The 20148-nt window shown below is 72.2% G+C and carries 17 protein-coding genes; 4 read left to right on the top strand and 13 right to left on the bottom strand.

All coding sequences use genetic code 11. The features are described from left to right. Positions 1–230: 230 nt before the first annotated feature. Together OG361_RS28070 and OG361_RS28065 are read right to left on the bottom strand one after the other, a co-directional pair. Positions 231–1271, bottom strand: coding sequence for a 3-isopropylmalate dehydrogenase (locus OG361_RS28070; protein ID WP_405857884.1), 1041 nt, complete (start codon positions 1269–1271; stop codon positions 231–233). Between the two features lie 95 nt (positions 1272–1366). Continuing rightward, a complete protein-coding gene (locus OG361_RS28065) occupies positions 1367–1498 on the bottom strand; it encodes a hypothetical protein (RefSeq protein ID WP_384570920.1) in 132 nt (43 codons plus the stop codon). A 358-nt stretch (positions 1499–1856) separates the two neighbouring features. On the opposite strand from OG361_RS28065, the gene OG361_RS28060 reads away from it, so the two are divergent. After that, positions 1857–2198, top strand: coding sequence for a PadR family transcriptional regulator (locus OG361_RS28060; RefSeq protein ID WP_384570917.1), 342 nt, complete (start codon positions 1857–1859; stop codon positions 2196–2198). Further along, positions 2195–2956, top strand: a complete 762-nt coding sequence (locus OG361_RS28055; RefSeq protein WP_405857882.1) for a hypothetical protein — start codon at positions 2195–2197, stop codon at positions 2954–2956. The genes OG361_RS28060 and OG361_RS28055 overlap by 4 nt, the downstream gene beginning before the upstream one ends. A 71-nt stretch (positions 2957–3027) precedes the next feature. On the opposite strand, the gene OG361_RS28050 is transcribed toward OG361_RS28055, so the two are convergent. Continuing rightward, positions 3028–3564 carry a GNAT family N-acetyltransferase gene (locus tag OG361_RS28050; protein ID WP_405857880.1) on the bottom strand — a complete coding sequence of 179 codons (537 nt, stop codon included), beginning with the start codon at positions 3562–3564 and terminating at the stop codon, positions 3028–3030. A 111-nt stretch (positions 3565–3675) separates the two neighbouring features. Here OG361_RS28050 and OG361_RS28045 point away from each other — a divergent pair, with 111 nt between their 5' ends. Then, entirely contained in the window at positions 3676–4560 is an 885-nt protein-coding gene (locus OG361_RS28045; protein ID WP_405857878.1) for an alpha/beta fold hydrolase, read from the top strand. A gap of 89 nt (positions 4561–4649) precedes the next feature. Here the strand turns inward: OG361_RS28045 and pruA are convergent, their stop codons facing one another. Continuing rightward, positions 4650–6290 (bottom strand): L-glutamate gamma-semialdehyde dehydrogenase, encoded by a 1641-nt coding sequence (gene pruA, locus OG361_RS28040; RefSeq protein WP_405857876.1) that lies wholly within the window; start codon positions 6288–6290, stop codon positions 4650–4652. Between the two features lie 30 nt (positions 6291–6320). Next, positions 6321–7247, bottom strand: a complete 927-nt coding sequence (locus OG361_RS28035) for a proline dehydrogenase family protein (protein ID WP_405857874.1) — start codon at positions 7245–7247, stop codon at positions 6321–6323. A 185-nt stretch (positions 7248–7432) separates the two neighbouring features. Here OG361_RS28035 and OG361_RS28030 point away from each other — a divergent pair, with 185 nt between their 5' ends. Next, the gene (locus OG361_RS28030; protein WP_405857872.1) at positions 7433–8545 is read left to right on the top strand and encodes a PucR family transcriptional regulator; all 1113 of its coding nucleotides are present in this window, start codon (positions 7433–7435) and stop codon (positions 8543–8545) included. Between the two features lie 18 nt (positions 8546–8563). Here OG361_RS28030 and OG361_RS28025 read toward each other — a convergent pair whose 3' ends face one another. The 8 genes from OG361_RS28025 to OG361_RS27990 all read right to left on the bottom strand — a co-directional run bounded on the left by OG361_RS28025 (position 8564) and on the right by OG361_RS27990 (position 20009). Further along, entirely contained in the window at positions 8564–9604 is a 1041-nt protein-coding gene (locus OG361_RS28025; RefSeq protein WP_405857870.1) for an aldo/keto reductase, read from the bottom strand. Continuing rightward, a complete protein-coding gene (locus OG361_RS28020; RefSeq protein ID WP_405857868.1) occupies positions 9601–13539 on the bottom strand; it encodes an ABC transporter ATP-binding protein in 3939 nt (1312 codons plus the stop codon). Before OG361_RS28020 ends, OG361_RS28025 begins: the two co-directional genes overlap by 4 nt. Beyond that, on the bottom strand, positions 13536–14930 hold the full coding sequence (locus OG361_RS28015; protein WP_405857866.1) for an LLM class flavin-dependent oxidoreductase: 1395 nt from the start codon (positions 14928–14930) through the stop codon (positions 13536–13538). Before OG361_RS28015 ends, OG361_RS28020 begins: the two co-directional genes overlap by 4 nt. Next, positions 14914–15759 carry an ABC transporter ATP-binding protein gene (locus OG361_RS28010; RefSeq protein ID WP_405857864.1) on the bottom strand — a complete coding sequence of 282 codons (846 nt, stop codon included), beginning with the start codon at positions 15757–15759 and terminating at the stop codon, positions 14914–14916. Before OG361_RS28010 ends, OG361_RS28015 begins: the two co-directional genes overlap by 17 nt. Then, on the bottom strand, positions 15735–16676 hold the full coding sequence (locus OG361_RS28005; RefSeq protein WP_405857862.1) for an ABC transporter permease: 942 nt from the start codon (positions 16674–16676) through the stop codon (positions 15735–15737). The genes OG361_RS28010 and OG361_RS28005 overlap by 25 nt, the downstream gene beginning before the upstream one ends. Continuing rightward, positions 16673–17746: an ABC transporter substrate-binding protein gene (locus OG361_RS28000; protein WP_405857860.1), complete on the bottom strand. Its 1074-nt coding sequence runs from the start codon at positions 17744–17746 to the stop codon at positions 16673–16675. Before OG361_RS28000 ends, OG361_RS28005 begins: the two co-directional genes overlap by 4 nt. A gap of 42 nt (positions 17747–17788) precedes the next feature. Next, complete coding sequence (locus OG361_RS27995; RefSeq protein WP_405857858.1) at positions 17789–18292, bottom strand: flavin reductase family protein; 504 nt, start codon at positions 18290–18292, stop codon at positions 17789–17791. A 481-nt stretch (positions 18293–18773) separates the two neighbouring features. Continuing rightward, a complete protein-coding gene (locus OG361_RS27990; RefSeq protein ID WP_405862470.1) occupies positions 18774–20009 on the bottom strand; it encodes an ROK family transcriptional regulator in 1236 nt (411 codons plus the stop codon). Positions 20010–20148: the final 139 nt, after the last annotated feature.

The raw sequence follows: 20148 nt of genomic DNA, 5'->3' as shown, positions 1-20148 counted from the left end.
TGTAGGACCGCGTTCACACCTCAGTCGACGGCTGAAGTCCATGACTGTGTGGACGTCCGAGCATGCCCGCATGCCGCGGCCCCACGTTCGATTATCGCTCGCGGGGACCGGTGCACGAAACGGGTGAGCGCGGTCCAGGGTTCGATGGTGGCACCACCCGGCCGCACAGGTACAGCCGCCGGGTGCGATGTGCGACCCGGCGGCTGCTGTCAGATGTCAGTCGGCGCGGGTCAGCTCGCTACTCGCGCGGCGAGCGCGTCGCCGATCTCGTCCGTCGTGCGGACGGAGTCGCCCCGCTCGGTGAGGTCGGCGGCGACGGCCTCCTCCACCCGGACGGCCTGGGCCTCGTAGCCGAGGTGGCGCAGCAGCAGGGCGACGGAGAGGACGGTGGCCGTGGGGTCGGCCTTGCCCTGACCCGCGATGTCCGGCGCGGAGCCGTGGACCGGCTCGAACATGGACGGGAACTCGCCGCTCGGGTTGATGTTGCCCGAGGCGGCGACGCCGATGCCGCCGGAGACGGCCGCGGCGAGGTCGGTGATGATGTCGCCGAAGAGGTTGTCGGTGACGATCACGTCGAAGCGGGCCGGGTCGGTGACGAGGAAGATCGTCGCGGCGTCGACGTGCAGGTAGTCGGTGGTGACCTCGGGGAACTCCTCGGCCACCTTGGTGAAGATGTTCGTCCACAGGTGGCCGGCGAAGGTCAGCACGTTGTTCTTGTGCACCAGCGTCAGCTTCTTGCGCGGACGGGCCTGGGCGCGGGCGAAGGCGTCCCGGACCACGCGCTCGACACCGAAGGCGGTGTTGACCGAGACCTCGGTGGCGACCTCGTGCGGGGTGCCCTTGCGGATGGTGCCGCCGTTGCCCGTGTACGGGCCCTCGGTGCCCTCGCGGACCACGACGAAGTCGATCTCGGGCTGCCCGGCGAGCGGGGTGGCGACGCCGGGGAGCAGCTTCGAGGGACGCAGGTTCACGTGGTGGTCGAAGGCGAAGCGGAGCTTCAGCAGGAAGCCGCGCTCCAGGACGCCGGACGGCACCGACGGGTCGCCGATGGCGCCGAGCAGGATGGCGTCGTGCTTCTTGAGGGAGTCGAGGTCGGCGTCGGTGAGGGTCTCACCGGTGGCGTGGTAGCGCTTGGCGCCGAAGTCGTACTCCTCCGTCTCCAGCTTCACGTCCTGGGGAAGGACGGCCGCGAGGATCTTGAGGCCCTGGGCCACGACCTCCTGGCCGATGCCGTCGCCGGGAATGACTGCGAGATTGATGCTGTGAGACATGTCGGCACCCTACTATTCGTCCCACCGTCTGACACGTTCCGTCCATCATGTGGACGAACGGACAGGCCCGTACGGGCGATGGGCCGAGGTCGGCGTCAGTGGCCGGTGGAGCCGCCGTTGTCACGGCGGTCGAGGGCGCGCTGGAGGGCGGCGGCGGCGTTCTGGCGAGCCTCGTCGCTGGAACGGTTGACGGAGTGGCGGACGCGGCGGGCGGTCTGAGCGGCCATGAGGGATCGACTCCTTGAGATCAGTGGTGATCCGAAAGTGCGGAGATCAGTGGTGATCGAAGGTGCCGGCAGGGGCGGGGAGCGCCGCCGCAGGGGTTGCCTGCACAGGGGCGTCGCGCTCTCGACCGCCATTCGCTGATGTAGCGAGACGTTCGGCTTCTACAAAGCTAGGGCAGGGGCCCGCATCTGTCTCCACAATTACTCGGACTTCCTACTATCTGAGACGGCGTGGGACCGAGAGTCCTCGGGAGGTCGCGCGAGGGTCACCCCGCGACGGCCCGCGGACGCCGGCCACCCCCTGAGAACCGGCATCCCTATCTAGTTTGCATTCCTACCTAGCTGGTGATCCAATACACCCATGGCCGCAGACCGCAGATCCAGCTGGCTCAAGGGAGTCCTCGACCTGCTCGTCCTCTCCCGCCTGACCGACGGCGAGAGTTACGGGTACGAGATCGCCAAGGCGCTCGCCGAGGCGGGACTCGGCGAGATCAAGGGCGGGACGCTCTATCCCGTACTGAACCGCCTGGAGGAAGCCGGTCTGGTGGAGGCCGAGTTCCGCGCCGCCGAGCGCGGACCGGGACGCCGCTACTACCGGCTCACCGCGCGGGGACGCGAACACCTCGCCGACGAGAGCCGCGACTGGCTGCGCTTCCACCGCGCCGTCGAGACCACGCTGCACCCAGGGGGAAGCACGACATGAGCACGACCACGGACTCCGACAGGTACTTCACCGAGCTGACCGAGGCGCTGCGCACCGCGGGCGTGCCGGACGAGCAGGTCACCGCGACCGTCGAGGACCTCCGCGGACACCTCGCCGAGACCGGGACGGACCCGCGGGAGGAGTTCGGCCCGGCCGCCGCCTTCGCGGCGCAGCTCGGGGGCCTCGCCCCGCGCCCCACCGAGCCGGACCGGCGGGCGGAGAACTGGACCTGGACGGCGGACATCTTCAACGACCGCCGGATGCTGGCCGTCCACGGCGACCAGGGCTGGGAGGTGGAGTCGCTCGACGCGCTCGGGCGGTTCGTCTGCCGCCGGGCGCCGGGCGCCGCGCTGCTCTGGGAGTACCGCCGTGAGGTGCTCAAGGGCGGCCGCCGCGAGCAGGTCCTGGGCGAACTGGAGCCCGAGGGCTGGGAGCTGTGCGGCGAGTGGATGGTGTACGGCTACTTCAAGCGCCCGAAGGCGGCGAGCGCGGGACCGGCGGGGAGCCTGACGGCCCCACCGGTGCGCCCCCGCGGGTGGCTGTTCCTCAGCCGCCGGGGCAAGGTGGCGCTGGCGATCTGGGCGATCGCCGTCCTCGCCTGCCTGGCGATCCCCCTGACGGACCTGGGGCTGCCGGGGTACACGTTCGCGATGCTCGGCGTGGGCTGGGCGATCGGCGCCACGTACACGGCGAGCCTGGAGACGAGGAAGGGCCACGTCGACCGGGAGCGGCGCGAGGCCGGGAACGACAAGGCCTGACGGGCGACCCTCACATCACGCAGCCGTCCCATCGGCGGCCCGCACACACATGGCCGCCCCGCCGGCGGCCCTCACATCACGTCGCCGTCCCGCCAGTCGAAGACGAGCGGGGCGGCGGCGTCGGGCAGCGTCCGGCCGACCGCCGGGCGCAGGAAGACGGAGCCCTCCTCCTCCGCCAGGCGGACGATCCCCTCGGGGCCGAGCACCGCGAGGCGTCCGCCCCAGACCCGCCAGTCGCGCGCCCGGTAGAGCGCGGCCCCTTCGTCCGAGGCGCTCAGCGCCCCGAAGGCGTACGCGCCGTCGATCACCCGCTCCAGCTCGGCCATGACCGCCCCGCCGAGCCCCCGCCGCCTGAGGTCGCCCCGGACGGCGACCCCTTCGACGTAGCCGACGCGGTGCGAGCGGCCCCGGTGGAGCACCCGTCGCATCACGACGGCGCCGTGGGCGGCGACGCCCCGTCCGTCCTCGATCCAGGCGTGCACCCCGCCGAGGGCGTGGTCCCAGTCCTCGTCGGCGAAGTCGCCGTCGAAGGCGGTGTCGAGCATCTCGCGTACGGAGTGGAGCCGAACGGCCCCGACTGCATGAGTGGGCGCGGTCCTCACGGTCATGCGCCCAGGCTCCCACACCCTGGCTAACCACTCTCAATCCATTGACAGGTTAGACGCATACCTGATTGAGTCCTCTCGTAACCAGTCACACACGCATAAGGGGTTAGAGAGATGACGACCGTGCTGCCGACCCACCACCGCACCGTCACCGTCCGCGGCCACGACATCGCCTACCGCGAGGCGGGGCCCGCCGACGCCCCGGTGCTCCTGCTGCTGCACGGCTTCCCCACCAGCTCGCGCATGTTCCGCGACCTGATCCCGCTGCTCGCCGACGACTACCGGCTGATCGCCCCCGACCACCTGGGCTTCGGCCGCAGCGCCGCCCCCTCCGCCACCGACTTCGACTACACCTTCGCCGAACTGGCCGCGCTCACGTCCGAGTTCACCGAGGCCCTGGGTCTGGACCGGTTCGCCCTCTACATCCAGGACTACGGCTCCCCCATCGGCCTGCGCCTCGCCCTCGCCCACCCCGAGCGGATCACCGCGGTCATCAGCCAGAACGGCAACGCCTACGAGGAGGGCCTCGGCGCCGAGGCCTGGGCCCCGGTCCTCGCCCTGATCGAGAACCGCACGCCCGAGACCGAGGAGCCGGTCCGGGGCATCCGCTCCCTCGACGGCATCCGCTGGCAGTACGAGACGGGCGTCCCCGCCGAGTACCGCGACCTCCTCGACCCGGACGCCTGGCACCACGACGCCGCCCTGATGGCCCGCGAGGGCCAGGACGAGATCCAGCTCGGCCTGATCGCCGACTACGGCACCAACTTCGCCCTCTACCCGGCCTTCCAGGAGTACTTCCGCACCTCCGGGGTGCCGCTCCTCGCCGTCTGGGGCGAGGGCGACCAGGTATTCGTCCCGGCCGGCGCCGAGGCCTTCCGCCGCGACCTCCCGGACGCCGAGATCCACCTGCTCCCCACGGGCCACTTCGCCCTGGAGACCCACGCGCCGGCGATCGCCGGGCTGATCGGCGACTTCCTGAAGCGCCGCGTCGGGGAATGAGAACCGCCCCCGTCCTCAATTGGGGGAAGAGGAGGGGGGCGGTGTCAGGGGGCCTCTACGAGGCGGTGCCTCTCGCGAGGCGGGGGGCGTCAGCCCATGTGCGGGTAGCCGTACTCGGTCGGCGGAACCAGCGTCTCCTTGATGGCGCGGGTCAGCGTCCAGCGCATCAGGTTCTGCGGGGCGCCGGCCTTGTCGTTCGTACCCGAGGCACGGCCGCCGCCGAAGGGCTGCTGGCCGACGACGGCGCCGGTCGACTTGTCGTTGATGTAGAAGTTGCCCGCGGCGAAGCGGAGCTTCTCCATCGTGTACGCGGCGGCCGCGCGGTCACCGGAGATGACCGAGCCGGTGAGGGCGTAGTCCGAGACCGACTCCATCTGGGTCAGCATCTCGTCGTACGCGTCGGCGGAGCTGTCGTCGTAGACGTGGATCGCCAGGATCGGACCGAAGTACTCGGCCTTGAAGACCTCGTTCTCCGGGTCGGTGCACGCGATGACGGTCGGGCGGACGAAGTAGCCCACCGAGTCGTCGTAGGTGCCACCGGCGACGATCGTGCAGGTCGGGTCGGCCGCGGCACGGTCGATCGCGGCCTTGTTCTTGGCGAACGAGCGCTCGTCGATGACGGCGCCGATGAAGTTCGACAGGTCGGTGACGTCACCCATGGTGATGCCGTCGACCTCGGCCGCGAACTCCTCCTTGAAGCCGTCGTTCCAGATGGAGGCCGGGACGTACGCACGCGAGGACGCGGAGCACTTCTGGCCCTGGAACTCGAAGGAGCCGCGGGTCAGCGCGGTCTTCAGGATGGCCCGGTCGGCGCTGGGGTGGGCGACGACGAAGTCCTTGCCACCGGTCTCGCCGACGATCCGCGGGTACGAGCGGTACTTCTCGATGTTGGTGCCGACCGTCTTCCACAGGTGCTGGAAGGTCCTGGTCGAACCGGTGAAGTGGATACCGGCCAGGTCGCGGTGGTTCAGGGCCACCTCGGAGACGGCGATGCCGTCGCCGGTCACCAGGTTGATGACGCCCTTCGGCAGGCCGGCCTCCTCCAGGAGCTCCATGAGGAGCACGGCGGAGTGCGTCTGCGTCGGGGACGGCTTCCAGACCACCACGTTGCCCATGAGGGCGGGGGCGGTGGGCAGGTTGCCCGCGATGGCCGTGAAGTTGAAGGGCGTGATCGCGTAGACGAAGCCCTCGAGCGGGCGGTGGTCCAGACGGTTCCACACACCCGGGGAGTTCGCCGGCGGCTGCTCGGCCAGGATCTGGCGGGCGTACGCCACGTTGAAGCGCCAGAAGTCGACGAGCTCGCACGGGGTGTCGATCTCGGCCTGCTGGGCGGTCTTGGACTGGCCGAGCATCGTCGAGGCGGCCAGCGTCTCGCGCCACGGGCCGGCGAGCAGCTCGGCGGCGCGCAGGATGATCGCCGCGCGGTCGTCGAAGGCCATCGCGCGCCAGGCCGGAGCCGCGGCCAGGGCCGCGTCGATCGCGTCCTGGGCGTCCTGCTCGGTGGCGCCGCGGAAGGTGCCGATGACGGCCTTGTGGTTGTGCGGCTGGACGACCTTGAACTCCTCGCCGCCGCCGAGGCGCTTCACGCCGCCGATGGTCATCGGCAGCTCGCGCGGGTTCTCGGCCAGCTCCTTGAGCTTGACCTCAAGACGGAGGCGCTCCGGGGAACCGGGGGCGTAGCTGTGCACCGGCTCGTTGACCGGAGCGGGGACCTGGGTGACAGCGTCCATGGGTCTCGATACTCCTTGTGAGAGGTGGGCTCAGCCCTTGGTGAGGATGGAGCGGACGAAGAAGAGGAGGTTGGCCGGCTTCTCCGCGAGGCGGCGCATGAAGTAGCCGTACCAGTCGGTGCCGTAGGCGGTGTACACGCGCATACGGTGGCCCTCGGCGGCGAGCCGGTTCTGCTCCTCGCCGCGGATGCCGTAGAGCATCTGGAACTCGTACTCGTCCAGCTTGCGCCCGGCGCGGCGGGCGAGCTCCTGGCCGATGGAGATCAGGCGCGGGTCGTGGGAGCCGATCATCGGGTAGCCCTCGCCGTCCATCAGGATCTTCATGATCCGGACGTACGCCTTGTCGATCTCGGGCTTGTCCTGGATGGCGACGGAGGCGGGCTCCTTGTAGGCGCCCTTCACGATCCGGACGCGGGAGCCGTTCGCGGCGAGGCGGCGGGCGTCGTCCTCGGTACGGAAGAGGTACGCCTGGATGACGCAGCCGGTCTGCGGGAAGCTCTTCCGCAGCTCCTCGTGGATGGCGAACATCGAGTCGAGGGTGGTGTGGTCCTCGGCGTCCAGGGTGACGGTGGTGCCGATCTCGGCGGCGGCCTCGACGACCGGGCGGACGTTCGCGAGGGCGAGCTCGTGGCCGCCCTCCAGCGACTGGCCGAACATCGACAGCTTGACGGACATCTCGGCGCGGGCGCCGAGGCCCAGCTCCTTGAGACGGCCGATGAGCTCCAGGTACGCGTCCCGGGCGGCGTAGGACTGCTCGACGGTGGTGATGTCCTCACCGACGACGTCGAGGGTGACCTCCAGGCCGCGGTCGCTCAGCTCCCGGACGATCGGGACGACGTCACCGACCGACTCACCGGCTATGAAGCGGGCGACGACCTGCTTGGTCCCGGGGGCGGCCGACACGAGACGGCGCATCTTGTCGCTGCGCGACGCGGCGAGAATCACGGGACCCAGCACGGGGCACCTCCAGAAGGACAGGGTGACGAATGGCGCTGTACCCGGTCTTTCGTAAGAAACGGGTAACAGCACGGAGAACCACCGTGAAACCTATGGATCGCTCCGATCCTCTGCCATCGACAGCTGTCACGCATCCGTGCGCGGCAACTCATACAGATGTCTGAGGGGGGTGCGAGAATGGCGCCGTGAAGGGCGATTACCAAGAACTGGTGGACGAGATCTCCGCGCTCCTTGCCACCCCGGCGACGCTGGAGAACCGAGATTTCGGGCTGATCGCCTTCGGGGCACACGACAGCGACGACGACGCCGCGATGGACCCCGTCCGGACGCGGTCGATCCTGACCCGGAAGTCGACCCCGGCGGTCCGCGCCTGGTTCGAGGGCTTCGGCATCACCCGGGCGACGGGCCCGGTCCGCATCCCGGCCGCCCCGGACGCCGGGGTGTTCCGGGACCGGATCTGCCTTCCCGTACGCCATCGGGGTGTGGTCCTCGGGTACGTCTGGCTGCTGGACGCCGAGCCCGGCCCCACGGACGCCCAGCTCACGGCCGCGATGGAGGTCGCCACCCGGATCGGCGGGCTCCTCGCCGACGAAGGGCGCGCGGACGCCGACCTCTCCCGCGAGTTCGCCGCGGTGCTGACCGCCGGGCGCGGCTGGCAGAGCGACATGGCCGTCGCGGCGCTCCGCGCGGCCCTGGGCCCCAGCGCGGACGGACTGCACACCGTCGTCTGCGTGACCCCCTGGCAGGGCGAGGCCCCCTCGATCCGGGCGGTCCCCGGCGCGGCGGCGGTCGCCACGCTCCCGGAGGCCGAGTCCCTCGCCGTCCTCGTACGGCTGCGCACGGCCGAGGACCTCTCCCCCGCCCACACGGCCGCGGACCGGCTGCGCGCCGCCGCGCCGGCCGGCATCGCGACCCCCCGCCGGGGCCTCACGGAGCTCCCGGCGGCCTGGCGCGAGGCCAGCACGGCGGCCCGTGCCGCCACGGCGCAGCCGAAGCTCGGCCCGGTCGCGGAGTGGGCGGGGATCGGCCCGTACCGCCTGCTCGCGGCGCTCTACCACCCCGAGATCGACCCCGCCGTCGCACCGCTGCTCGCCCCCGCCCACGCCGAACTGGCCCGCACCGCCGAGGTGTTCCTCGACAACGCGGGCCAGGCGGGCCGCACGGCGGCGGCCCTGGGCATCCACCGGCAGACCCTCTACTACCGGCTGTCCCGGGTCGAACAGCTCACGGGCCTGGACCTGGACGACGGCGAGGACCGACTGCTGCTCCACATGTCCCTGAAGTCGGCCAAGCTGTAACCGTCGCCCGGTGGCAGGTCAGGGCCGGGGACGGCGGCGCAGTTCGGGCTCCCCCAGCGCGGACGGCACGTACCCGGCGTCCCGGGCCGACAGGTTCGTGCCCGGCGGCACGATCTTGTCGATCCGGTCGAGGACGTCCCGGCTCAGCCGGATCCGGTCCGCGCCGAGCTGCGCCTCCAGCTGCTCGAAGGTCCGCGGGCCGATGATCGCCGAGGTGACGGCGGGGTGCTCCAGGACGAAGGCCAGCGCGAGCTGGACGAGGGTCAGTCCGGCCTCCTCGGCGAGCTGGGCCAGCGCCTCGGCGGCGTCGAGCTTGGCCGCGTTCTCGGGGTCGCCGATGTCGAAGCGGGCGGCCTGCCGGTCGCTACGGCTGGACGCGGGCTGCTCCGCCCCCTTGCGGTAGCGGCCCGAGAGCCAGCCGCCGGCCAGCGGGCTCCAGGTGAGCACGCCGAGCCCGTAGCGCTGGGCGACGGGCAGCACCTCGCGCTCGATGCCGCGGGCCAGCAGGGAGTACGGCGGCTGCTCGGCGACGACGCGCTCGCGGCCCCGGCGCTCGGCGATCCACTGGCCCTCGACGATCGCGGAGGGTTCGAAGGTGGAGGTGCCGATGTAGCGGATCTTGCCCTGGCGGACGAGATCGGTCAGGGCGCCGAGCGTCTCGTCGAAATCGGTCTCCGGCTCGGGCCGGTGCACCTGGTAGAGGTCGATCCAGTCGGTGCCGAGGCGGCGCAGGCTGTTCTCGACCTCGCGGACGATCCAACGCCGGCTGTTGCCGCGCTCGTTGGGGTCCTCGCCGAGACTGCCGTGGAACTTGGTGGCCAGGACGACGTGGTCCCGGCGGCCTCCGGCGAGGGCCTTGCCCACGATCGTCTCCGACTCCCCTGCCGAGTAGACGTCGGCGGTGTCGACGAAGTTGATTCCGGAGTCCAGGGCCCGGTGGATGATGCGGACGCTGTCGGCGTGGTCGGTGTTGCCGCGGGCGCCGAACATCATCGTGCCCAGGCACAGCGGGCTCACCCTGACGCCGGTGCGGCCCAGCAGGCGGTGTTCGGTGGTCATCGCGCACTCCCTTGAACGAGTCGGTCGTCGTGCTCCGCCGCCGGACCGGCGGACGGGGCGGTGGTGGTAGAGGTGGTCGAGGTGGTCGAGGTGGTCGAGGTGGTCGTGGTGGTCGTGGTGCTCTGCCGGTAGGCGTCCCAGAGGCGCCGGTAGGGTCCCTGGCCCGCGAGGAGCTGGGCGTGGGTGCCGCTCTCCACCACGGTGCCCGCCTCCAGGACGATGACGCGGTCGGCGCGCGCCGCGGTGGTGAGCCGGTGCGCGACGACGAGCGTGGTGCGCCTGCGGCTGAGCGCGTCGACCGCCGCGGCCACCCGCCGCTCGGTGGCGAGGTCCAGCGAGGCGGTCGCCTCGTCGAGCAGCAGGACGTCGGGGTCGACGAGCTCGGCCCGGGCGAGCGCGAGCAGCTGACGCTGCCCGGCCGAGAGGCCGTGGCCCCGCTCCCCCACGGGCGTCAGGTAGCCGGCCGGCAGCGCGGCCACCGTGTCGTGGGCGCCGACCGCCCTTGCGGCGGCCTCCACCTCGGCGTCGGTGGCGTCCGGGCGGCCGTAGGCGATGGCGTCGCGGACCGTGACGCCGAACAGATGGGGCTCCTGCGGCACGATGCCCAGCCTGCGGCGGAAGCCGGTCAGGTCGAGGTCGCGCAGGTCGTGCCCGTCCACCCGTACCGTCCCGGCCACCGGGTCGTAGAACCGGGCCAGGAGCTTGACGACCGTGGACTTGCCCGCGCCGGTGGTGCCCACGAGCGCGACCGTCTCGCCGGGGGCGACGCGCAGCCGGACGCCGTGGAGCACGTCCCGTTCCCGGCCGCCCGCGTAGTGGAACGACACGTCGTCGAACTCGATCTCACCGCGCAGCGAGGTCACCCGGCGCGGTGCCGCCGCCTGGGGCGTGGCGACGGGGGTACGCATCAGGGCGCGCAGCCGGCTCATCCCGACGACCGCCTGCTGGTAGCCGTCGAAGACCTGGGAGAGCTGCTGGATGGGCGAGAAGAACAGCTCGACGTAGAGCAGGAAGGCGATCAGCGTCCCGGCGGTCAGTTCCCCGGAGCGCACCTGTCCCACGCCGACGGCGAGGACCGCGGCGGTGGACAGCGTGCCGAGGAACTCCACGAACGGGAAGAAGGTGCCCATGTAGCGCTGGGCGCGCAGCCGCGAGTCCCGGAACGACCAGGCGAGCGCGGCGAAGTGGTCGGCGTTGTGCCGCTCGCGCCGGAACGCCTGGGTGACGCGCAGCATGCCGACGTTCTCCTGGAGGCAGGCGTTGACCGTGCTGATCCGTTCCCGGGCCTCCAGGTAGGCGGGCACCGAGTAGTGGCGGAACACGACGGTCGCGCCGATCAGCAGCGGCAGCGCGGCGAGCAGGACGAGCGCGAGGCCGGCGTCGATCACGAGGAGCGCGGCCAGGACGCCGAACACGGTGAGAAGACTGACGACCGCGGTGATCAGGCCGGTCTGCAGGAAGTTCGACAGGGCGTCCACGTCGGTGGTCATCCGTGTCATGATCCGGCCGCCGAGCTCCCCCTCGTAGTAGTCGAGGCCGAGTCGCTGCAACTGGGCGTAGGTCTTGATCCGCAGGGTGTAGAGGAGTCGCTCGCCGGTGCGTCCGGTGGTGCGGACCTGGGCGACGCCGACGAGCCAGTTCAGGCCGACGACGACGGCGGCCGTGGCCGATGCCGCGAGCAGGACGCCCCGGGCCTGGTGCGCGACGCCGCCGTCCACGCCGTGGCGTACGAGGACGGGGACGGCGATCTGGGCGAGGGCGTCCACGGCGACGAGGAGCAGTCCGGCGAGCAGCGGCAGCCGGAAGGGCCGCAGCAGGGTGCCGAGATGGAACTGGGGATCGGCCGAGACCGCCTGCTCCAGTGGCACCTTCGGGTCGTCCTCGGGCAGCGGAAGCCGTTCGAGGGCGGCGAGGAGCTCGGGGGTGGGCGGTGCGGAGCCGAGGACCCCGCCACCCGGTCCGCCGCGGCCCGGCCCCGCGGTGGCGGCGGCCTCGGCGAGGGCGTTGGCGGCCCGTACGGCCGTGGACTCGTCGTGGACGGGCCCGGACTCCGCCGGGCGACGCCAGAGCTCCTCGGTGACGCCCCGCGCCGGGGCCGGGGCCGCCACCTGCTCCCCTTCGTCCCCGTCCATGGCCAGGAGCGCGCGGAACAGCGCCGAGCGGGAGCGCAGCTCGTCCAGGGTGCCCGTGTCGACGATCCGGCCGCCGTCCATGACCGCGATCCGGTCCGCGAGCTCCAGCGTCGATTCGCGGTGGGCGACGAGGACCGTCGTACACCGTCGCCCGGCCTCGCGCAGGGACGCGTGGATCTCGGCCTCGACCCGGGCGTCGATCGCCGAGGTGGCGTCGTCGAGGACCAGGACGGCGGGGTCGCCGAGCAGGGCGCGGGCGAGCGCGATCCGCTGGCGCTGGCCGCCGGAGAGCGTCAGACCCTGCTCCCCGACGAGGGTGTCGTAGCCGTCGGGCAGCCGCTGGACGAACTCCTCGGCGCACGCCAGCCGGGCGGCCGCCCGGATCTCCTCGTCGTCGGCGTCCGGACGGCCGTAGGCGATGTTGGCCCGTACGGTGTCGGAGAGCAGCAGGCTCTCCTCGAAGACGAAGCCGATACGGGAGCGCAGACCGGCCAGGGAGAGCTCGCGGACGTCGTGCCCGCCGACCCTGACCGTGCCCGCCCCCGTGTCGTAGAAGCGGGGCAGCAGCGCGACGGCGGTGGATTTGCCGCATCCCGCCGGGCCGATGAGCGCGAGCGTCTCCCCCGGGCGTACGTCCAGGCTGAACCCGTCCAGGAGGGGCTCGCCGTTCCCGTGGGCGAAGGTCACGTCGTCCCAGGCGAGCCCCGGAAGGCCGGCGGGCGGGCCACCGGCGCCCGGGGCGTCGGCGGACGGATCGCGGACGTCCGTGGACAGGTCGCGGGCGCCCGGGGCGTCGGTGATCCCGGGCTCCTCGTCGATCACCTCGAAGACGCGCTCCGCGCCGGCCCTGGCCTGCTGCCAGACGGTGAGCAGGGTCGCCACCTGCCGGACCGGGGTGACGAAGGAGCCGAGGTAGGCGGTGAAGGCGAGGAAGGTGCCCAGCGACACACGGCCGTCGAGCGCCAGCCAGCCGCCGAACACGAGGACCGCCACCTGTCCCAGCGCGGGGACGGCCTGCAATGCCGGGTTGTAGCGGCTGGTGAACGCGACGACGCGCAGCCGCGAGGAGAACAGTCCGCGCACGCGGCGCTCCAGCCCCTCCAGCTCGCGCCGCTCCTGGCCGAAGCCCTTGACGATCCGGACCCCGGTGACCGTGGCCTCGACGGCGGAGGCGACCTCGGCCGCCTCCTGCTGGGCGTGCCAGTTGGCGGGGAACAGCGTGCGCCTGCCGCGCAGCGCGATCAGCCACAGGAGCGGGCCGACGACCAGGGCGACGCCGGTGAGCAGCGGCGAGAGCCAGGCCATGAAGACCAGCGAGACGCCGAACATCAGGGCGTTGCCGGTCATGTTGGGCAGGAACTGCAGCAGTGTCTGGATCAGGGTGATGTCGGAGATGGAGCGGCTCACCACCTGGCCGGTGCGCAGGTCGTCCTGTTGCGTGCCGTCCAGTCGCAGCAGGGCCGCGAAGGCGTCGTTGCGCAGGTCGTACTGGACCCCCAGGGAGAGCCGGCCGGAGCAGTAGCGGCGGACGAAGCTCCCGGCGAAGCGCACGGCGCCGATGCCGGTCAGCAGCAGGATCCAGGGGGTGAGGGACGCCGTCGTGGAATCGGCGACACCGTCGACGACATGGCGCAGCAGGAGGGGCAGCGTGGCGGTGGCGACGGCGGCCACGGCCGCGGCGCCGAAGGCGAGCAGGAGGTCGGTGCGGCGGCGGAGGCAGTACCCGCCGAGGCGGCGCGCCCAGCCGGGGCGCGCCGCTCCCGGGGCAGGGCCGCCGCCCTGGTGCGGGGGACAGTCGCTCACCGGGCCTCGACCAGACCGATGCCGAGGTGGCCGGCGTCGCGCTCCACGGTGTCGAAGAGGCGGTTGGCGGGGCGGGGCAGGCCGTAGTGGTCCCGCAGGGTGGTGCCGGTGTACTCGGTGCGGAACAGCCCGCGCTCCTGAAGGAGCGGCACCACCCGGTCGACGAAGGCCTCCAGGCCCGACGGCAGGACGGCCGGCATGATGTTGAAGCCGTCGGCCGCGCCGCTGACGTACCAGTGCTCGATGGTGTCGGCGATCTGCTCGGCGGTACCGGCGAACGTACGGTGTCCCCGGCCGCCGCCCAGCCGTCCGATCAGCTGGCGCACGGTGAGCCGTTCCCGGCGGGCCAGCTCCACGATCAGCGTGTAGCGGCTCTTCGCGCCCTCGATGTCGTCCTCGGTCGGGATGTCCTCGGGCAGTTCGGCGTCCAGGTCGAGGTCGTCGGGCGCGATCCGCAGCCGCTGTGCCAGCTGGCGCTTGGCGTACTCCGGCACGATGAGCCGGTCGAGTTCGGCGTCCAGCTCGCGGGCCTCCTTCTCGGTGTCGCCGATGACGGGGACGATGCCGGGGAGGATCTTGATGCCGTCGGGGTCCCGGCCGAGCGCGAGCGCCCTCCGCTTGACGTCCTTGTAGAAGGCGATGCCCTCCTCCAGGGTCTGCTGGGCGGTGAACACCGCCTCGGCGTAACGGGCGGCGAAGTCCTTGCCGTCCTCGCTCGACCCGGCCTGCACCAGGAGGGGGTAGCCCTGGGGGGAGCGCTCGACGTTCAGCGGCCCCTCCACCCGGAAGAACTCGCCCCGGTGGCCGACGGGCCGGACCCGGTCGGCGCGGGCGTGGATCCCGCCCTCCTTGTCCGCCACCACCGCGTCGTCGGCCCAGCTGTCCCACAGCTTGGTGGCCACGTCGACGAACTCGGCCGCGCGCCGGTAGCGCTCGCGGTGCAGCGGGGTGTCGTCGAGGCCGAAGTTGCGGGCCGCGTCCGCTCCGGCCGTGGTGACGATGTTCCAGCCGGCCCGCCCGTTCGACACATGGTCGAGCGAGTTGAAGCGGCGGGCCAGGTTGAAGGGGTCGTTGTAGCTGGTGGAGGCGGTCGCGATGAGCCCGATGTGGCTGGTGACGGCGGCCAGGGCCGTGAGCAGCACGGTCGGCTCCAGCTTGCTGACGGGCCGGCGCCCGGGGTCCCCGTGCTGGACCGGGCTGTCCGCGAGGAAGACCGAGTCGAGCAGGCCGCGTTCGGCGATGCGGGCGAGGTTCTGGTAGTGCGCGATGCCGGTGCCGCCGTCGGCGGGGCTCTCGGGGAGGCGCCAGGCCGCCTCGTGGTGGCCGACCGACATCAGGAAGGCGTTGAGGTGGAGGGGCTTGCGGGCGGGACGGTCAGGCGTGTGCGGCATGGGAGTGGTCCTCCTGGCGGGGGGCGGGGGTGTGCGGTGCGGAGTGCACGCCGAGCGAGGCGAGCAGGGCGTCGCGGTACTGCTGGAACCGCGGGTCACGCCGGTTGCGCGGGGTGGGGAGGTCGATGGTGAGGTCGACCGAGATGCGCCCCTCGTCGAGGACGAGGACGCGGTCGGCGAGTTCGACGGCCTCGTCGACGTCGTGGGTGACGAGGAGGACAGCGGGCCGGTGGCGTTCGTACAGTTCGCGCAGCAGATCGTGCATCTTGATCCGGGTCAGCGCGTCGAGCGCGCCGAACGGCTCGTCGGCCAGGAGCAGTTCCGGATCGCGTACGAGCGCTCGGGCGAGCGCGGCCCGCTGCTGTTCACCGCCGGACAGTTCGTGCGGCCAGGACCGCTCGCGGCCGGCGAGGCCCACCTCGGCCAGTGCGGTCCGGCCGCGCTCATGGGCGCCGGGCCCCCGCAGCCCCAGGGTCACGTTGTCCAGGACCCGCAGCCACGGCAGCAGCCGGGAGTCCTGGAAGGAGAGCGAGACCCGGTCGGGAACGAGCAGCTCCCCCGAACCCTCGACGTCGTGGTCGAGGCCGGCCACGGCGCGCAGCAGGGTGGACTTACCGGAGCCGCTGCGCCCGAGGAGGGCGGTGAACTCCCCTGCGCCCAGGGCGAGATCGATCTCCTTGAGGATGATCCGGTCACCGAAGCGGCGGACCAGGCGGCCGGCCCGTACGGCGGGCCCTGCCTCGGGAGCCTGCCCGTCGGGGACCGGAGCCTTGAGGTCGGAGGGGCTTGGGTCGTGTTCCTTCGTCAGCCCGCCAGCGTGCGTCGCCATGACAGGGCCCTCCTCTCGACGGCTCGTACGAGGGCGTCGGAGGCGAAACCGAAGGTTCCGTAGGCCACCAGTCCGACGATGATCACGTCGGACTGGGCGTACTGCTGGGCCTGGAACATCATGTAACCGATGCCACTGGTGGCGTTGACCTGCTCGACGACGATCAGCCCCAGCCAGGACGAGGTGACGCCGAGCCGCAGCCCCACGAAGAAGCCGGGCAGCGAACCGGGCAGGACGACCTTGCGCAGGAACTGCCATCGGCGCAGCTCCAGCACCTCGGCGAGCTCCACATGACGGCTGTCGATGCTGGTCAGTGAGGCGTAGGTGTTGACGTACACGATCACGGCGACGCCGAGGGCGATGACGGTGATCTTCATCTGCTCGCCGATGCCGAGCCAGAGGATCAGCAGCGGCAGCATCGCGAGCGACGGTATGGCGCGCTTGATCTGGAGAGGCCCGTCGACGAGGTACTCGCCGGTACGGCTGAGTCCGGCGGTGACGGCGAGCAGCACTCCCGCACCGACCCCCAGCAGCAGCCCGAGGCCGGCCCGCTGCAACGAGACGAGCACATTGCCCTGGAGGCGCCCGTCCTCGATCAGCTCGACGGCCGTGGCGACGACCGCTCCCGGCCCGGAGAGGATGCGCGGGTCCAGATAGCCGACCGCGGAGGCGGTCCACCAGACGGCGACCACCAGCGCGGGGCCGAGGAGCCGGCCGAACGGAACGCCCCGGCCGGGGCCCAGACGGCGCCGCCTGTGGATGCGGGTGCGGTGCGCCGCGCCGGCGTCCGGGGGCGCGGCGGCCGGCTTCCGGGTCGCGGTCGCGGGGGCGGGTGCCTTCGTGCCGTCCGGCTCCCGCGGCGGGGCGGGTGCGTCCGCCGGGACGAGCGGGCGGACATCGGTCAGGGCGTCGGTCATGACCCCTCCCGGTACTGGGCGGGTACGGCGCCGGACGCGAGGCCCTCGAAGCGCCGGTCGAACAGCGAGGCGGCGTCGAGCTTCGGTACGAACCCTCCCTCGGCCAGCAGGTCTGCGGTCTCCTGCTCCCAGGCGATGGCCTTGTCCCAGGAGACGGGGAACTGCGGCTTGGCGAGGGAGGCGACGATGCGATGGCCGTCGGCCTCCTTCACGCCCTGGTCCTTGACGTAGTAGGCGTCGATCCAGCGGTCGGTGTTCTCCCACGCCCACACCACGCCCTGGGCCCACAGCGGGATGAAGCTGCGGACGGCCGCGGCCTTCGCCGGGTCGTTCAGCACCTCGACGGGGGCCCAGAGGACGGTCAGCAGGTCGATGACGTCGGTGGTCACCCGGCGGGCGCCGTCCTTCGCGTACTGGGTCAGGTACTTGGTGAGCGTCGGCTCGCCCAGGGGTGCGACGTCGACCTGCTTGGACTGCAGCGCGGTGAGGAACTGGGTGCTCGGCAGTTCGACGAGATCGACGTCGCCGTGGGCGATCCCGGCCTGCTTCAGCGCGCGCAGGACGACCACGCCCTGTGCCTGCCCCTGCGAGAAGGCGATCTTCTTGCCCCGGAAGTCCGCGACGCTGCGGAGCTCGGCGCCGGGTGCGGTGGCGAAGACGTACGAGGGCTTCCTGCGCACCTGTACGGCGACGATGCGGGACTCCACGCCGATGGCCTCGGCCTGGATCGGCGGAATTCCGGCGTTGCTGGCCAGGTCGATGGAGTGCGCCCGGAATCCTTGGATGATGTCGGGTCCGGCACTCAGATTGGGCCACTCGGAGACGGTGAAGGGAAGTTTCTTTCCGATCCCCGATTCCTCGAATTGAATGCGTGAACTGCGGACGGCGACGGTCAGCGACGTTCCGGCGGGCGGCGGCCCGGTGGGCAACTCCTTCAGCGGTACGGAATGGGCGGCGTTGCTCGTCTGGGGAGCGCATCCCGCGGCGGCGAGGACGGCGCCGGACGCGAGGGCGAGAAATCCTCTTCGGGCGAGGGCCGGGGACGGTGGCGAGTGCGGGAAGGAAGGCATGGGAGGAGTTCCTGTCGGGTGCGGTGCTCGCGGGCGGGGAGATCAGAGGGAGTGGTAGCCGCCGTCGTGGAACAGCAGCGGCCGGCGGTCGGTGTCCTGCCAGGCGTCCACGACACGGCCGATGACGATGCGGTGGTCGCCGGCGGGGACGAGCTGCTCGATGTCGACGCGCAGCCAGGCGGTGACGCCGTCGAGGACCGGGGCGCCCTCGGCGAGCCGCCGCCAGCCGGTGGGGTGGGCGAATCTGTCGATCCCGCTGGTGGCGAAGCGCCTGGCCAGGTCCTCCTGTTCGGCGCCGAGGAAGTTGACGACCGCCGACGCGGCGCGCTCGATGTGCGGCCAGGAGGAGGAGCGGGTCGCGATGCCGAAGGAGAGGAGCGGCGGTTCGAGGGAGAGGGAGGTGAGCGAGGTGGCGGTGAAGCCGACGGGGCCGGCTCCGGCGTCCGCGGTGACGACCACGACGCCGGCCGGATAGGCGCGGAAGGCCTGCTTGAAGAGGCCGGGTGCGAGACCGGCCGCGGGATGCGAGGACAACGAGACAGTCATGATTCCCCCGGGCGACGGAGAGGGGCGTACGGGACGGTGAGGGCGCGGGCGGGACCCGGGCACGGCGGACCAGGGCACGGCGGTACGAAGGGACCGCGGCGCCACAGGGGCACGGCGACGGAAGGCCGGGACGTCACGCGCACGGAAAAGCGCACGCGTGGAATCCGGGGGCGTCAGCGGGAGCGTGAGCGGAAGTCGGGAATACCGCTCTAATTATCGGGCGACGCGGCAGGGACAACAGGAACGCCGGACAGGTGCCGAATTCGGCACGTGGCGTCGGGTCCTCTGCGGGCTGCTCATGAATACATCTTCCCGTCCGCGATCCGACCCGGTCAACAATGCAACTCTCTGAATTAAGTCCGTATTCGCCGGCCGTACGGGGACGTACGGGTGGGCGCACGGGCGCGGGCGCACGGGCGGACGTACAGGCGGGCGTACCGGCGTACGGCGGGGAGGGCGCACGACCCTCCCCCGCCCGCCGTCAGGACACCGCGGGCAGCGCGGGCCAGGGACCGAGCGGATCGTCGTGCAGGGCGCCGAGGGCGACGGCCGGTCCCGCGGTGGCCAGCACCCGGCCGGTGAAGCTGCTCGGCACGACGGACCGCTCGGGATCGTCGCAGACCAGGGACCGTTCGGCCGTGACCGCCCGCAACTCGGCCAGGCAGGGGGCCAGTCGGCCGGCACCCGGTTCGACGACCACCAGCACCTCGGGGTCGAACATGTCGAGGAGGACGGCCGCCGCCCTCCCGACGAACCGGGCCCGCCGGCGGAACAGCGCGACCGCGGCCGCCTCCCCCTCCACCGCCCGCCCCAACAGCTCGGGGAACGTCGCGACGCGGAGGCCCTGCCGGGCGGCCCGGCGCAGCATCGCGGGCTCCGACACCTCGGACTGGAGGCAGCCGGGAACGCCGCAGACGCACGTCGTGCTGCCGTCGCCCGTCCCCACCGGCAGGTGGGCGACGTTGCCCGCGCCGAACCTCGGCCCCTGGTGCACCGTGCCCGAGGAGACGAAGGCCGCGTCCACCACGTTGCCGACGAACAGCACCACCGCGCTGGCCCGGGTCGACGCGACGCCGACGAGCTGCTCGGCGCGGGCGAGGGCGCGCGAGTGGCTGTCCACATGAACGGGCAGCCCGGTGGCCTCGGCGAGCACCTCCCGCACCGGGACGTGCCGCCAGCCCAGCTGCGGATGGTGGAGCACGACCCCGGCGGCCGGGTCGACCCAGTGCCCGGTGGCGACGCCCAGCGCGAGCGCGGTCCGGCCCGAGCCGTGGGCGGCGAGCATCCGGCGCAGCCCTTCCGCCACCCGGCCCAGTACCTCGGCCGGTTCGGTGCTCGTGTGCGGGAGGCGTTCCTCGGAGACCAGACGTCCGCGCAGGTCCATGAGGGCGAGCGTGGTGTGGGTGACGGCGATGTGCGCACCGGCGAGGAGGTAGCGCTCGGTGTCGATCTCGACGGGGATGTGCGGACGGCCGAGGCCCCGCGGACCGGCCGTCTCCGGGCCCTCCTTGATGAGCCCCCTGCTGATCAGGGTGGCGCAGTGGCCCGTGACCGAGGCGGGCGAGAGACCGGTGAGCCGGGCGATCGTACTGCGGGCGACCGGGCCGTGGTCGAGGATCGCCCCCAGCACGGCGCCGGTGCTGGAGGCGCGCCGTGGCGGGACGGTCGCGGACGGGATGTCCGAGCGGCGCAGGGGGACGGGGCGGGAGGAGGACATGCGCGTTCTGTCCACGAGGGCCTTCTTCGGGTCCGTTGCGGTGGTGCGTACCGCCGCCGCGCGAGGTGCGGCCGCCCTCCCCGGCCGCGGGTACGGCGGCGGGGAGGGGCGGCGTACCGGAAAGCCGGGTGGGCCGGGG

This window comes from Streptomyces sp. NBC_00090, from assembly GCF_045160815.1.
Classification (GTDB): Bacteria; Actinomycetota; Actinomycetes; order Streptomycetales; family Streptomycetaceae; genus Streptomyces.
The sequence above is the reverse complement of the archived record's forward strand: the minus strand, read 5'-3'. Positions and strand labels throughout refer to the sequence as shown.